The sequence below is a fragment of the Xanthomonas hyacinthi genome (assembly GCF_009769165.1).
Classification (GTDB): Bacteria; Pseudomonadota; Gammaproteobacteria; order Xanthomonadales; family Xanthomonadaceae; genus Xanthomonas_A; species Xanthomonas_A hyacinthi.
In genome coordinates this window covers 780977-795833 of the sequence record NZ_CP043476.1, presented here as the reverse complement: position 1 = coordinate 795833, position 14857 = coordinate 780977, and the positions used below count along the sequence as shown (strand labels likewise).

Sequence of the window (14857 nt, the reverse complement as noted above, 5' to 3'; positions counted from 1 at the left end):
GCGCTGTTATTCAAAGTTCAACGGCATCCGATTGATGAACGCTATCGAGAAACACTTGGGCGTGCGCCTGCGCGAGCGCCGCGACGCGATCGACGCGGCGCTGACCCGCGACCGCGGCCGCCTGTTCGGCCTATGGTCGCGCTGGCAGGCCGCGCCCGGCAATCCCGCATTGGAGGCAGCGTTCGAGCAGGCGCTGGGGCAATCGCAGGCGCGCTGCCAGGCGCGCGCGGCGGCGCAGCCGGCGATCACCCTGGACGAGCAGCTGCCGATCGCGCGCGAGGCCGAGCGCATCGTGGCGCTGATCCGCGCGCACCAGGTGGTGGTCATCGCCGGCGAGACCGGCTCGGGCAAGACCACGCAGCTGCCGAAGCTGTGCCTGGCCGCCGGCCGCGGCGCCGCCGGCATGATCGGCTGCACCCAGCCGCGGCGCATCGCCGCGCGCGCGGTGGCCGCGCGCGTAGCCGAGGAGCTGCGCACGCCGGTGGGCGGGGCGGTCGGCTTCCAGGTGCGCTTCAACGACCGGGTCGGCGAGGAGACCCGGATCAAGTTCATGACCGACGGCATCCTGCTGGCGGAGATCGCCAGCGACCGCTGGCTGTCCAGCTACGACACGATCATCGTCGACGAGGCGCACGAGCGCAGCCTGAACATCGATTTCCTGCTCGGCTACCTCAAGCAGCTGCTGCGCAAGCGCCCGGAGCTGAAGGTGATCGTGACCTCGGCGACGATCGACACCGCGCGCTTCGCCGAGCATTTCGACGGCGCGCCGGTGATCAGCGTCGAGGGCCGCACCTATCCGGTGGAGGTGCGCTACCGGCCGCTGGAAGAGCCGGGATTGGAGAGTAGGGATTCGGAAGCCCGGAATGCCGAACGCTCACGGCCATCCGCCGTTACGAATCCCGAATCCCGAATCCCGAATCCCGGCCTCACCGTCAACGATGCGATCGTGGCCGCGGTGGACGAGATCACCCGGCTGGATGCGCGCGGCGACGTGCTGCTGTTCCTGCCCGGCGAACGCGAGATCCGCGATGCGCACCAGGCGCTGGAGCGGCGCAAGTACCGCGAGACCGAAGTGCTGCCGCTGTACGCGCGGCTGTCCAACAGCGACCAGGACCGGGTGTTCAATCCCGGCCCGCGGCGGCGCCTGGTGCTGGCCACCAACGTCGCCGAGACCTCGCTGACGGTGCCGCGGATCCGCTACGTGGTCGATCCCGGCTATGCGCGGGTCAAGCGCTACAGCCCGCGGCAGAAGCTGGACCGGCTGCACATCGAGCCGATCTCGCAGGCCAGCGCCAACCAGCGCAAGGGCCGCTGCGGGCGCGTGGCCGAAGGCATCTGCTACCGGCTGTACGCCGAGGCCGATTTCCAGGCGCGGCCGGAATTCACCGATCCGGAGATCCGCCGCTCCAGCCTGGCCGGGGTGATCCTGCGCATGCTGCAGCTGGGGCTGGGGCGAATCGAGGATTTCCCGTTCCTGGAACCGCCGGATGAGCGCGCGGTCGCCGACGGCTGGCAGCAACTGGTGGAACTGGGCGCGGTCGGCGAGCCCGATCGCCACGGGGTGCGCAAGCTCACCGAGATCGGCCGCCAGATGGCGCGGCTGCCGGTGGACGTGAAGCTGGCGCGGATGCTGGTGGCCGCGCAGCAGCACGGCTGCCTGCGGCCGATGCTGGTGATCGCCGCGTTCCTGGGCATCCAGGACCCGCGCGAGCGCCCGCCGGAAGCGCGCGAGGCGGCCGACAACGCGCACGCCAGGTTCGCCGATGCGCGCTCGGAATTCGTCGGCATCCTGCGCCTGTGGGACGGCTATCGGCAGGCGCACGAGGAGCTGACCCAGTCCAAGCTGCGCGATTGGTGCGGGCGCCATTTCCTCGGCTTCCTGCGCATGCGCGAGTGGCGCGAACTGCATCGCCAGCTGCACCTGCTGTGCGAGGAACTGGGCTGGAGCGAGGAGCCGGCGGCGGCCTCGCTGCTGCCGCTGCTGGCCGGCGCCGCGTCGCCGCCGCCGGCCCGCGATGCCCAGACCAGCGCGCGCGCCACGCGCGGGCAGCTGCATCGCGCGGCGCGGCTGGCGCGCGAAGGGCGCAGCGAGCCTGCCGTAGTGCCGTCGGTCGATCCCAGGCCCGCGTCGCCCGCCAACGAAACCGACGACGCGCCACGTGCGAGCGAGCGCGAACGCGCCGCCGCCTACCAGGCGCTGCATCGCGCGCTGCTCGCCGGCCTGCCGACCCAGGTCGGCCATCGCACCGAGAAGGGCGATTTCCTGGCGCCGCGGCAGCGCCGCTTCCTGCTGTTCCCCGGCTCCACGCTTGCCCGCAAGCCGCCGCCGTGGGTGCTGCCGGCCACGCTGCTGGACACGCAGAAGGTGTGGGGCATGACCAACGCCGCGGTCGAGCCGGACTGGGTCATCGCCGAGCTGCCGCACCTGCTGGCGCGCAAGCATTTCGACCCGCATTGGTCGCGCGCGCAGGGGCAGGTGCTGGCGTCGGAGCAGATCAGCCTGTTCGGGCTGGTGCTGGCGCCGAAGAAGCCGGTGCATTACGGCCGCATCGACCCGCCCGGCGCGCACGAACTGTTCGTGCGCCAGGGCCTGGTGCCGGGCGAGATCAACACCCGCGCCAGCGTCGTCGCCGACAACCAGAAAGTGCTGGCGCAGGCGCACGAGGAAGAAGCCAAGCTGCGTCGCGCCGGCATCGTCGCCGACGAGGACTGGCAGGCGCGCTGGTACCTGGACCGGATCCCCGGCGAGATCCACTCGGCCGCCGGCCTGGACGCGTGGTGGAAGGCGCTGCCGCCGGAGCAGCGGCGCGCGCTGCACTGGTCGCTGACCGATCTGCTGCCGGGCGAAGGCAGCGAGGCCGATCGCTATCCGAAGTATTTCGCGCTGGGCGACGCGCGGCTGGCGCTGCACTACACATTCGAACCCGGTGCGGCCGACGACGGGGTGACCCTGGAGGTGCCGCTGCACCTGCTCAACGCGCTGGACGCGGCGCGGCTGTCGTGGCTGGCGCCGGGCTTCGTCGCCGACAAGGCCGCGGCGCTGATCCGCAGCCTGCCCAAGGCGCTGCGGCGCAACTACGTGCCGGCGCCGGACTTCGCCCGCGCGTTTTACGAGGCGTTCCCGCAACCGAGCGCAGACGACATCCGCGGCGAGCTGGCGCGCTTCCTGCAACGTGCCACCGGCGCGGCGCTGAGCGTGCTGGACTTCGACGACGGCGCGCTGGAGCCGCACCTGCGCATGCATCTGCGGTTGCGCGACGATGCCGGCAAGGTGCTGGCCGAATCGCGCGATCTGGGGGCGCTGCGCGCGCGCTTCGGTGATCGCGCGGGGCAGGCGTTCGCCGCGCGCGCCGGGCGCGAGATGGCCGCGGCCGGGCTGCGCGAGTTCCCGTCCGCGCCGATCCCGCTGCAGGTGCCTGGCGAAGCCGGGGTGCCGGCGTATCCGGCGTTGGTGGACGAGAGCGAGGCCGCGGCGTTGCGCATCTTCGCCGACCGCGCGCAGGCCGAGGCGGCGCATCCGCGCGGCGTGCGCCGGTTGCTGGAAATCGCGCTGGCCGACAAGGTCAAGCAGGCGCGCAAGCAGCTGCCGGTGTCGCCGAAGACCGGGCTGCTGTATGCGGCGATCGAGTCGCAGGAGCGGCTGTGCGGCGACCTGGTGGACGCGGCGTTGAACGCGCTGCTCGAGCAGGGCCTGGACGCGATCCGTGACCCGGGCGGCTTCGCCCAGCGCCGCGATGCGGTCGGCAAGCAACTGTTCGGCGAGGCGATGGAGCGATTGAAGCTGGCCGAGGCGATCATGGGCGCGGCGGCGGAACTGAAGCCGCAGCTGGAATCGCCATTGATGGGCTGGGCCAGCGGCAACCTCGACGACCTGCGCGCGCAGCTGGCGGCGCTGGTGCATCCGGGCTTCCTGCGCGAAACGCCGGCGACGGCGCTGGCGCAGTTCCCGCGCTACCTGCGCGCGATGATTCTGCGCGCCGAACGCGCCAAGCGCGATCCGGCGCGCGACCAGGCGCGGATGCTGGAACTCAAACCCTTCGTCGATGCCTTGGCGGACGCCGCCGCGGCCGGGCGCAGCGCCGATCCGCAGTGGCAGGCGCTGCGCTGGGACCTGGAGGAATTGCGCGTGTCGCTGTTCGCGCAGGAGCTGGGCGCCAAGCCCGGGATCTCGGCGAAGAAGCTGGCGCAGCGGGTGGCTGGAGTGCGGTGATTCGGGATGACCAGCCATTCGGCTGTGGAAAAGCGGGGATTGGGGATTCGTAGAAGCGCAAAGCGCGCGATCAGACATGCGTAGTCGCTTTTACGAATCCCGAATCACGATTCCCCGCTTTTCCACAGCCGAATGGCTGGTCATCCCTGCCCATCAGACATCCGTAGTCGCTTCTACGAATCCCCAATCCCCAATCCCGGCCCCTCACTCAATCGTCGACCCGCTCGCCCATCAGTTCGCGCTGGCGCTTGTCCAGCTCCTCGGCGTAGCGCTTGCGCACGAAGCTTTCGGTCAGCACGCCGAGCACCTTGCCGTGTTCGTCGACCACCGCCAGTTCGTCGCTCTGGGTCAGGTCGAACTGGCGCATCGCGGTGACCACGTCGGTCTCGGCGCGCAGCGCCACGTCGCGGTTGCCGGCGTAGGCGACGATCGCCGCGCCGGCATCGACGCCGTCGGCATAGGCCGCGGCCAGCGTCACCAGCCCGGCGTAGTGGCCGTGTGCGTCCTCCAGCACCACGCGCACGCCCGAGCCGAGCGGGAAACGGCGGCGGAATTCGGCCACCGAGGTGGTGGCGGCGAGCGGGTGCACGTCCTGGCGCATCATCCGGCCGGCGCTCAGGTGCTTGACCCAGCCCACGTCGCGCGCGCTCTTGATGGTCTCGCCGCGCAGGTGCAGGCGCCAGGTCGAGAACGAATAGCCGAACACCTGGCGCACGATGGTGTTGGCCACCAGCACCGCCACCATCACCGCGCTGGCCAGCACGAAATCGTGGGTGCCCTCGAGCACCAGCATCGCCATCGTCATCGGCGCGCCGACCACCGCCGCGGCCAGCGCGGCCATGCCGGCCAGCGAGGCGGCGGTGCCGTCGACCAGGGCCATGCCGCTGCCCAGGTTCAACAGCCCGGCGAACAGGCCGCCGACCAGCGAACCCATGAACAGCGAGGCGAAGAACAGGCCGCCGCGGAAGCCGAAGCCCAGCGAGATGCCGGAGGCCAGGCACTTGAGCAGCAACAGCACGCCCAGCCATTGCAGCGAGGTGGGGCTGGTCAGGTCCAGGTGCAGCGCGCCGTGCCCGGAGGAGAGCACCTGCGGGGTGATCAGCGCCAGCGGGATCAGCATCAGGCCGCCGGCCACCGGCCACCGGCCGCGCCCAGCGCGGCAGCGGGCTGCGGTTGACCGCCTGCTCGATCGCCGCGACCAGGCGCATCACCGCCACCGCCAGCAGCGCGCAGATCGCGCCGAGCAACGCATACAGCAGGTAGTCACGCGCCTCCAGCGCGGACGCCGCCGAGGCCGGCAACAGATACGGCTGCACGCCGGCGGCCTGGGCCACGAACACCGCGCCCAGCGAGGCCACCGCCACTGGCGCCAGCGCCGACGGCGAGTAGGCGCCGATCACGATCTCGAACGCATAGAACGCGCCGGCCAGCGGCGCGCCGAACGCGGCGGCGATGGCCGCGCCGGCGCCGGCGCCGACCAGGGTGCGGATGTCGGCGCGGCGCAGGCGCAGGATCCGCCCCAGGTGCGAGCCGCTGCCCGCGCCCATCTGCGTGTACGCCGCCTCCAGCCCGACCGAAGCGCCGCAGCCGTTGGACAGCAGAGTCTGCGCGGACACGATCAGGTTGTCGCGCATCGACATGCGCCCGCCGTACAGCGCATTGGCTTCGACCGCATCGATCAGCTGGCGCTTGCGCGCGCGCGCGGCCATGCCGAGCAGGCCGACCAGCAGCCCGCCCAACGGCAGCACCAGCAACTGGCCCAGGCTCAGTTCGGGCATCGCGCTGAGCCGGGCATCGACGTCCAGGCCGTACAGCCAGGCCTGCGCGCCGTGCGCCAGGCCGCTCTGCAGCAGGGTCAGCAGGCCGGCGAGCAGGCCGACCAGCAGGGCCAGCGCGATGAACCAGACATCGCTGGCGCGGAAGCGCCGGCGCAGCGCGTCGGCGAGGCTGTGCGAGGCATCGGCCAGGCCCAGCCGCCGGTGCTGGCGCACGTTCACGGCACGCGCCTATTTGATACGGCGGACTTTTGCGCGGGTGTTGTAATTGTCGATCTGCAGGTACCACACGCCCATGATGCCTGGGGTGATCTTCACCTTGGGCGCGCTGCGGTGCACGCTGCTCAGGCTGGCGGACTCGGTCTGCTCCCATTCCTGGCCGTTGGCCAGCACGTAGCGGCGGCCCTTGGAGAAGCCGGTGAACTCGCCGACCAGGGTGCTCTCGATCGGCTCCTGGCTGCCGAAGTCGAAGAAGCCGCGGTTCTTCACGATCACTTCCTGGCGGCCTTCTTCCTTGGCCTTCTGCAGCGCCACCGCGGTCTCGTTGGCGACCTTGCCCTGCAGCCAGTCGTTCAGCGCGGCCAGTTCCTGCGGCGACAGCTTGTCCAGCCCGGCGGCCTTGAACTGCTGCGCCGACATCTGCGTCTGCAAATCGCCGGCCACGGCGCGCTGCGCGGCGGCGGGAGCGGCGGCCACGGCGAGCACCGCGCACAGGACCAGGGGAGTGAGGCGCGCAAGCAGCATGGCGGGATCCGGGCAGTGGAGTGCGGCGTAGTGTAGTCGCAAGCGCGCCGCGTCTGGCGCCCGCGGCGGCCGCTCGGCCCAGCCCCGGGTCCGGTCGCTTAGCCAAATGCCGGTCGATGGGGTGCTACGGAGCTTGTCCCCGCTATCGGCCCTTTCGCCCCGTGTATGTCCCGCTTGCCCCGCAGGCCACGCCCGCCCGGAATGCCGTGGGTACACTTGCCCATCATGAACCCGCCATCTCGTCCGCCACGGGCAGGCGCCCTCGCTGCCAGCGGCGCGATGTCCACTCCGAAAGCGCTGATCGTGTTGTGGGTGGCGTTCTGGCTGCTCATGATCGGCGTTTCCGTGCAGGAGCGCCTGAGTAATCCGCAGACCCACTGGTGGGAAGGGGTGCTGTCGGAGGGAAGTTCCGCGTTGGTCGCGACCGGCTGGATCTGGCTTGCCGTCCGCGTGCGCGGACGTCATGCGGCTTATCTGGACCAGCCCCTGATCTGGTTCGGCAGCTACCTGCGCTGGTTGCCGGTGATCGCCGTCACCTTCATCGTGGCGGTGTATGCGCTACGGCACGGGATCTATGCCGCAATGGGCCTCACCTACGAGCACCCGGGCTGGCGCTACCTGTTCGTGTACGAGACCACCAAGCTGAGCGTCTTTGTGGGCCTATGGCTGGGGATTCTGTTCGGGCTCGAGTCCCATGACCAGTGGCAACTGCAGCGGAATCGCCTGCTGCAAACGCAGAAGGCGCTGGCCGAGGCGCAGCTGGCGCAGCTTCAGGGGCAGCTGCGGCCGCATTTCCTGTTCAACGCGCTCAACACCGTCTCGTCCGTGATGCACAGCGACGTGGAACGCGCCGACCGCCTGCTGGCGGCACTCGGCGACCTGCTGCGCACCAGCCTTGGCACCATCGAGAACGAGATGACGCCGCTGTCCGCGGAACTGCGCACACTCGAGCGATATGCGGACATCATGCGCGAGCGGTTCCGGGATCGGGTGACGCTGACATGGCAGGTGGACCCCGCACTGCTCGACGCCAGTGTCCCTGCGCTCCTGCTGCAGCCCTTGCTGGAGAATGCGTTCAAACATGCCGTCGAGCCCACGTTGGTGCCCATCGCCATCGCGGTCAGTGCGCGACACGCAGGCGGCTCGCTGGAGATCGTGGTGCACAATTCCTGCTCCACCCTGCCTGCGCCGGGGAGGCAGGACGGGGTGGGATTGCGCAACTGCCGGGAGCGCCTGGGCATCATCTACGGCGATGCCGCCTCCTTGATTGTCCGTAACGAGGGCGACGGCGTTGCCGCGCGCGTCTCGATCCCGCTGGCGGAGGCCACGCGATGATCCGCGCCGTGATCGCCGACGACGAAGCCCCCGCGCGCGAAAAGCTCGAGCGCTGGTTGGCGGAGCAGCCCGGCATCGCGGTGGTCGGATCGGCCGAGGACGGATTGTCCGCGGCCCTGTGCATCAAGCAGCAGCGCCCGCACGTGGCCTTTCTCGACATCCAGATGCCGACGCTGTCTGGGCTGCAGGTCGCGGCGCAGCTCGAGCCGTCGAGCGCGCCGCTGATCGTGTTCGTGACCGCCTTCGATGCGCATGCCGTGAAGGCGTTCGACCTCAATGCGATCGACTACCTGCTCAAGCCTTACGACCGCGACCGGCTCGCGCTGACCGTGCAGCGCGTGCGCGAGCGGCTCAGCGCACACGAGTCCGGTGCCGCGGCGGTGGCGATGGGACGCGCGCGCACTCCTGCATGCGAGCGCCTGCTCGTGCCCGATGGCGAGCGGCTACAGCTGATCGATGCGGCCTCGATCGAATGGCTGGAAGCAGACGGCAACTACGTGCATGTGCATACCGCCGCGCGCACCTACCTGATGCGCAGGACGCTGCAGGATCTGCTGGCGCAGCTGGGCGAACAGCGCTTCGTCCGCATCCACCGGTCGGCCGCGGCGAACCTCGCCTGCATTGGATCGCTGACGCCGCTGTTCAAGGGCGACTACGACCTCCATCTCCGCAACGGCCGCACCCTGCGGCTCAGCCGGCGCTATCGCGACGCCTTGTTCGCTCGCATGGGCGGGTAGCGTCCGCCTCGCCCCGGCGGGTCTCCTTTCACCCCAAATCCGCTGCGGGCCGGCTGCCGTTCGCTCAGGCTCCACGGTATCGCGGAGACAGGGGCCCAATCGATGCTTGCCACCACACACCCGCAGGAGCGCTACGACTTCCTGGACTGGTTGCGCGTGATCGCCATTTTCGTGCTGTTCTTCTTCCATACCGGGATGATCTTCGTCGGCTGGGGCTGGCATATCGTCAACAGCCAGACCATTCCGTCGCTGCAATGGCCGATGGATATCGCCCACCGCTTGCGCATGCCGTTGCTGTTCGTCATCGCAGGGGCCGGCATGTGGTTCGCGCTGCAGCGGCGCAGTACCGGGCAGTTCCTGCAGGAACGGACGAAGAAACTGCTTTTGCCGCTGATCGTCGGCATGTTCCTGGTCGTGCCGCCGCAGATCTACTACGAGCGGCTGCTGCATGGGCAATGGAGCGGAAGCTATCTGGATTTCTACCTGACACGCGTTCTGCAATTGAAATTCTACCCGGCCGGGGATTTCGGCTGGCACCACCTGTGGTTCATCCTGTACCTCTACGCGTACGTACTGTTGCTGCTTCCCGCGATGCTGTGGTGGAGGCGGGCCGCAACGCAAATTGCGCCAGGAACGTGGCTTTTCCTGCTGGGAATTCCGCTCGGCATCAACGAAGCTTTTCTGAAGCTGCGGTTCCCGGAGACGCACAATTTCGTCAGCGATTGGTACATCTTCGGCCACTACCTGCTGCTGACGGCATATGGATACTTCATGGCATCCATGCCCGGTGTCTGGAAGTGGCTCTCCGATGTCCGCAGGTGGTCGCTCGTCCTGGGGCTGGCGGCGTTCTTCTTGCTGATCTCGCTGTTCAGTCTGGGGGTCATCGAGCACGACTCCCTGATCGATCAGGTTGGCGCCAATGTCTTCACCTGGCTATGGATGATGGTGTTTCTCGGTTACGGCTACCGCTATCTCTCGCGGACGAACCGGGTGCTTGCCTGGGCGAAAGACGCCAGCTATCCCTTTTACATCCTGCACCAGACGATCATTGTCGTGATCGGCTACTACGTCATCCAGTGTTCGTGGGGGCCATGGATCAAATACTTCGTCATCCTGCTCCTCAGCATGGCCGCGTGCCTTGGGCTCTACGAAGGATGCCTGCGCAGGTTTGCAGGGCTGCGTCTTGTTTTCGGGATGAGGGAGAAGCCTCCGCGCTCCGGTCGTCTTTTGAAATGACGGTTGCTTTTTGCTGCCTGTACTTTTCCATCGTGGCTGCCGACGCCGAAGAAGCCGTGGTTCTTCAACATGGAAGCCAGGCGCGCAATGGACGTGGCGGCAATCCGGGCAGCGGAATGCGCCGCAATGTAGTCGCAAGTCGTGGATGCGCAAGGCCTGGGGGATCGCCGCTGGCGACGCCGCCTCGACAGCTCAGTCGTCGGCGGCCGCGGCTGTGGCCGGCGCGCGCGCCGGCCGCCGATACACGAACGCCGGTGCGGCGGCGGCCGCTTCGCGTTGCGCCAGCGCCTGCAGTTCAGCGTGCGCCGGGGCGCGTTCGCACACCGGGTCCAGCGTGGCCGCGTCGCCGCTCAGCGCCAGCGCCTGGCAGCGGCAGCCGCCCCAGTCGATCTCGCGTTTCGGGCAGCCCTGGCACACCTGCGGCATCCACGCGGTGCCGCGGTAGCGGGCGAACGCTTCGCCGTCGCGCCAGATCGCCGCCAGTGGCCGCTCGCGCAGGTTTTCGAACACCATGTCCGGCAGGGTTTCGGCGGCGTGGCAGGGCAGCACGTCGCCGCGCGGGGAGATGTTGACGAAGCGCTGGCCCCAGCCGCCCATGCACGCCTTGGGCCGGTGCGCGTAGTAGTCGGGGGTGACGAAATCGATGGCCAGGCGCTCGCGCAGCCGTTCGCGCGCCGCGGTCACCGCGACCACCGTGGCGTCGATCTGCGCGCGGCTGGGCATCAGCGCGGCGCGGTTGCGCAGGCCCCAGCCGTAGTACTGGGTATGCGCCACTTCCAGGCGCTCGGCGCCCAGTTCCAGTGCCAGTTCGATCATCGCCGGCACCCGTTCGGCGTTGTGGCGGTGGATCACCGCGTTGATCGTCAGCGGCAGCTGCAGCGCGCGCACCGCGGCGGCGAACTCACGCTTTTTTGCAAGGCTGCCGCGGTAGCCGGCGATGCGGTCGGCGCCGGCGGCGTCGGCGTCCTGCACGCTCAGTTGCACGTGTTCCAGCCCGGCGGCGGCCAGTTGCGCCAGCATCGGCGCGCCGCCGGCCACGCCGGAGGTGATCAGATTGCTGTACAGGCCCAACCCGCGCGCATGCGCGACCAGCTCGGGCAGGTCCTTGCGCAGCATCGGCTCGCCGCCGGAAAAATGCGCCTGCAGCACGCCCATCGCCGCGGCCTGGTCCAGCGCCGAACGCCAGCCGGCGGTGTCCATCTCCTCGCGCAGGCCGGCCAGGGCGATCGGGTTGGAGCAGTACGGGCAGGCCAGCGGGCAGCGGTGGGTCAGCTCGAGCAGCAGCGACAGCGGCGGCGGCACGTCGGCGTTCATGCGCGCAGCAGGCGCTTGTCGTGCAACTGCGCGGCCAGTTCGAGCACGTCGCGCTCGACCTCGGACGGGTCGGCCTCGAACTGCGCGGCCAGTTCCGCGGCGATCGCCGCCAGCGAGCGCACGCCGTCGCAGCGCGACACGATCGCATGCGCGATCGCGTCCAGTTCGATCACCCGTTCCGGCGCCAGCAGCACCCATTGCGCGCGGGTGCGGTCGTGCTGCAGGCGCACGCCGGCCGCCAGGCGCGGGCAGCTGTCGGGCGCCGCGGCGCTCATGCCGCCGCCTGCGCCGGTGCGGCGACGAACGCCTCCGGCCAGGCCACGCCGGGTTGCACGTAGGCGAAGTGCAGCGCATCGAGCTGCGACCACAGCACGCCGCACTTGAAGCGCAGCGCGTCCTGCACCAGTTGCTGCTTTTCCGCCGTGTCGGCGTGGCGCTTGACGTAGTCCAGGGCGAAGTCCGAATCGCGCGGCGCCTCGTGCAGGCGGTGCTCGAAATACGCCAGCGCCTCGCGCGAGACGAAAGCGTAGTGCTGCAGCATGCCGGCCACGCGGCGGCCGATGATGCCGGGCGCGAACAGTTCGGTCAGCGACGAGGCGATCGCTTCCAGCAGGCTCTTCTCGCGCACGAAGTGCAGGTAGGCCTGCACCGCGAAGCGGGTGCCGGGCAGCAGCGCGCGGCCGGACTGCACCAGTTCGCGGTCCAGGCCCAGCGCGTCGGTCAGGTGCAGCCAGCGCGCGATGCCGCCTTCGCCGTCGGCGCTGCCGTCGTGGTCGACGATGCGCTGGCGCCAGATCCGGCGCAGCGCCGGATCGTCCATCCGCGCCAGGATCGCCGCGTCCTTCAGCGGGATGCAGCGCTGGTATTCGTAGCGGTTCAGCGCCCAGGCCTGGACCTGGCCGCGCTCGAGCCGGCCGCTGTGCAGCAGCGCGTGGAACGGATGCTGATCGTGGTACAGGCGCGCGCCGATCGCACGCAGTGCCGCTTCCAGCTGCTCGGGACTCAGCAATGCGCTCACGGGCGGATGCTCACAGGCGGATGTTTCACAGCGTGATGTCCATGCCGTCGTGGGCGACGTCCCAGCCGTGCGCGGCCACCGCTGCGCGTTCGGCCGAACCGGCGTTGAGGATCGGGTTGGTGGTGTTGATGTGGATGAAGACCTTGCGTGTCACGTCCAGGTCGGCGAACCCGCGCAGGGTGCCGGCCTCGCCGTCGATGCTGAGGTGGCCCATGCGCTGGCCGGTCTTGGCGCTGACCCCGAGCCGCACCAGTTCGTCGTCGCGCCACAGGGTGCCGTCGAAGAACACCAGTTCGGCGCCGCGCAGGCGCGCACGCAAGGCGTCGGTCAGCGCCGCGCAGCCGGGGATGTAGTGGATGCGATGGCGGCCGTCGTCGATGGTCAGGCCCAGGGTCTCTTCATCGGAACCGGCCAGGTCGCCGCTGTGGCGGCTCTCCATGAACAGCGGCACCTTGCCCGGCACCGCGAACGGGGTCACCTGCAGGCCGAGCAGCGCCAGCGGCGTGTCCAGGGCGAAGCCATGGCGTTGCACGTAGGCCGGGTGCAGCGCGTCGAACACCGGGTTCTGCGCCAGCAGGTCGAGCACGCGTCCGCTGGCATACAGGTCGAAGCGTTGGCTTTCGCGCATCGACAGCAGGCCGGCGATATGGTCGATCTCGCCGCTGGTCAGCAGCACCGCTGCGATCGGGGAATGGCGCAGGTCGCGTTGCGGCCACAGCGCCGGGGTCGCCAGCAGCTGCTGGCGGAAATCGGGCGAGGCGTTGATCAGCAGCCAGCGCTGGTTGTCGGCACTGACCGCGATACTGGCCTGGGTGCGACGCTGGGCACCCGCAAGCTGTTGCCACGCCCGCAGGCTCGCGGGCGTATGGCAGTTCCATTGCGGGTGCCCCCCGCCGGCCGCCGATCCCAATACGATGAGGTGCATCCGGTCTCCGCCTACGACGCCTGGCCGGTCACGCATCGTCTCGGCAACGCGGCTGACACGCGATCAAAGCTCGCCGGAGGCGTAGCAGTTGATTTCCGCACCGACGCAGATTTCGCGGATCACAGGCTTGTTCCATGTCTTCATCGCCATACCTCTTGGAAGGGTTCGAACAGCTCACCAGCGACGCTCTACATTCGCCGCAACGACGAGTGCGCGTCGCGAGCAGAATAGGCAGGGACTTGACGGCTGTTGTGAAGTTTCAGTGAAACAGTTGGCAAATGTAAGTCCGATCACACTGCGCTAAAGGTGCGTCGGACGCAGGCGCGCTGCCATTGGCGGGCGATGGCCGGCCAATGGCGGCAAAGCGGACGGACGACGCCCGGCGTGCAGGGTGGCCGCTTCCGGTCCGTCAGGCAGCCTCCGCGGCATCAGGAACATCAGGAACACGCGTCGGCCGAGGACGGCGCGGTCGCCGAATGGGCGGTGGCGTCTGCGCGGTGGGTTTTGTTGGACAGCGCGATCGGGGTTTTCTGCATCCACGCGGTTTCCACCTCCAAGCCCAGTTCCCCGAAAAGCGCCGCGACATTGGCCAGCTGCGATGTGGTGCGGTCCGCGTATTCGCTGAACCGGCCAGAGTCGTTGTCGATGCAGAGCTTCTTGTCCTCATCGTAGTACAGCGTGCCGCAGATCCTGGATTCGGGGAGGATGCGGTTGCTTTCCCATGGGGTGTTCCATTGCTGGCCGCCGACCAGGGTGACATGCCCCTGTGCGAACGGCTGCGCCCGCTTGCGTACCTGCTTGTTCTTCATGTCGCCGGTGAGTTCGTGATTCGGATGGGACTCGCCGATGATCAGGCTGCCGTTTCCGGTAATGTTCCACTTGTATTCAACCCGCCGCTCGCGCAGCGCGTCCAGGTTCAGGCACTGCGCCAGCCTCGCGCCTGGAACGTGGGGCTGCATTTTCTCGATCTGTTCCTGGGTACGGATGGCGACCGGCAGCTCGGCGATCTTCTGCAGCTCTTCCGCACTCAGTTGCAACCGCTCAGCCGCCGCCCGGGCGGCGGCAGTGGCGGTTGCCGCACCGGCGCGCTTGCGCAAAGGCTGTGCGGTGGCGACCACGATCCGGGTCGGATTGATCTTGACCCGCCCCAGGCCCTCGCCGAGATTCTCGACTTCCTGTGGTTGGATCGGCGTTTTCTTGACCAGGCCGCCGGCTTCTTTCTGGATCTTGCCGCGGGCAGGCTGGCAGCTGCCGAACAGCGTATCCAGCCGTGCGCTGGGCAGCGGCGCGCCGAGCGCCATGGCCGGGAGCGAACGTGTGCGGCGTAGCGACGCTGCTTTCGGCAGCGGCGAGAAGGCGGCGTCCACGACGGATCCGGAGCTGGCGTCCGCTTGCCGGATGCCGCCGCCGCCGTGGCTGCCGGCCCGCGCGGGTTCCGAATGCGATTGTCTGAGGGGGCTGTCGGTGTTGATTTTCATGGCGTCGTTCGACCGAAAGGCGGTGCATGAGCCTAGGACGAGGCGCTGCGCGATCGAGCGGCAGAGACGAAATGTCATCGGCGCA

General features: G+C 69.1%; 11 protein-coding genes and 1 pseudogene. 4 read left to right on the top strand and 8 right to left on the bottom strand.

Annotated elements, in window-relative coordinates:
• Positions 1-34 precede the first annotated feature (34 nt).
• The gene (gene hrpA / locus FZ025_RS03650; RefSeq protein WP_104557633.1) at positions 35-4210 is read left to right on the top strand and encodes an ATP-dependent RNA helicase HrpA; all 4176 of its coding nucleotides are present in this window, start codon (positions 35-37) and stop codon (positions 4208-4210) included.
• Positions 4211-4418: 208 nt separating this feature from the next.
• Here hrpA and FZ025_RS22665 read toward each other — a convergent pair.
• A pseudogene (locus tag FZ025_RS22665) lies at positions 4419-6177 on the bottom strand (chloride channel protein).
• Between the two features lie 39 nt (positions 6178-6216).
• Positions 6217-6729 (bottom strand): hypothetical protein, encoded by a 513-nt coding sequence (locus FZ025_RS03640; protein ID WP_046979270.1) that lies wholly within the window; start codon positions 6727-6729, stop codon positions 6217-6219.
• A 279-nt stretch (positions 6730-7008) separates the two neighbouring features.
• Here FZ025_RS03640 and FZ025_RS03635 point away from each other — a divergent pair, with 279 nt between their 5' ends.
• The 3 genes from FZ025_RS03635 (at position 7009) to FZ025_RS03625 (ending at position 10037) form a co-directional block, all read left to right on the top strand.
• Positions 7009-8064 carry a sensor histidine kinase gene (locus tag FZ025_RS03635; protein WP_046979269.1) on the top strand — a complete coding sequence of 352 codons (1056 nt, stop codon included), beginning with the start codon at positions 7009-7011 and terminating at the stop codon, positions 8062-8064.
• Positions 8061-8801, top strand: a complete 741-nt coding sequence (locus FZ025_RS03630; protein ID WP_046979268.1) for a LytR/AlgR family response regulator transcription factor — start codon at positions 8061-8063, stop codon at positions 8799-8801. Before FZ025_RS03635 ends, FZ025_RS03630 begins: the two co-directional genes overlap by 4 nt.
• A gap of 102 nt (positions 8802-8903) precedes the next feature.
• Complete coding sequence (locus FZ025_RS03625; protein ID WP_046979267.1) at positions 8904-10037, top strand: acyltransferase family protein; 1134 nt, start codon at positions 8904-8906, stop codon at positions 10035-10037.
• Between the two features lie 192 nt (positions 10038-10229).
• Here the strand turns inward: FZ025_RS03625 and pqqE are convergent, their stop codons facing one another.
• The 6 genes from pqqE to xopV all read right to left on the bottom strand — a co-directional run bounded on the left by pqqE (position 10230) and on the right by xopV (position 14772).
• Positions 10230-11351, bottom strand: coding sequence for a pyrroloquinoline quinone biosynthesis protein PqqE (pqqE, locus tag FZ025_RS03620; RefSeq protein ID WP_046979266.1), 1122 nt, complete (start codon positions 11349-11351; stop codon positions 10230-10232).
• Entirely contained in the window at positions 11348-11626 is a 279-nt protein-coding gene (gene pqqD, locus FZ025_RS03615) for a pyrroloquinoline quinone biosynthesis peptide chaperone PqqD (RefSeq protein ID WP_046979265.1), read from the bottom strand. The genes pqqE and pqqD overlap by 4 nt, the downstream gene beginning before the upstream one ends.
• On the bottom strand, positions 11623-12369 hold the full coding sequence (pqqC, locus tag FZ025_RS03610) for a pyrroloquinoline-quinone synthase PqqC (RefSeq protein WP_046979264.1): 747 nt from the start codon (positions 12367-12369) through the stop codon (positions 11623-11625). Before pqqC ends, pqqD begins: the two co-directional genes overlap by 4 nt.
• Before the next feature lie 25 nt (positions 12370-12394).
• Positions 12395-13294, bottom strand: coding sequence for a pyrroloquinoline quinone biosynthesis protein PqqB (gene pqqB / locus FZ025_RS03605; protein WP_046979263.1), 900 nt, complete (start codon positions 13292-13294; stop codon positions 12395-12397).
• A gap of 63 nt (positions 13295-13357) precedes the next feature.
• Positions 13358-13438, bottom strand: a complete 81-nt coding sequence (gene pqqA / locus FZ025_RS03600; RefSeq protein WP_046979280.1) for a pyrroloquinoline quinone precursor peptide PqqA — start codon at positions 13436-13438, stop codon at positions 13358-13360.
• 293 nt (positions 13439-13731) lie between these two features.
• Entirely contained in the window at positions 13732-14772 is a 1041-nt protein-coding gene (xopV, locus tag FZ025_RS03595; protein WP_244292455.1) for a XopV/AopV family type III secretion system effector, read from the bottom strand.
• Positions 14773-14857 lie beyond the last annotated feature (85 nt).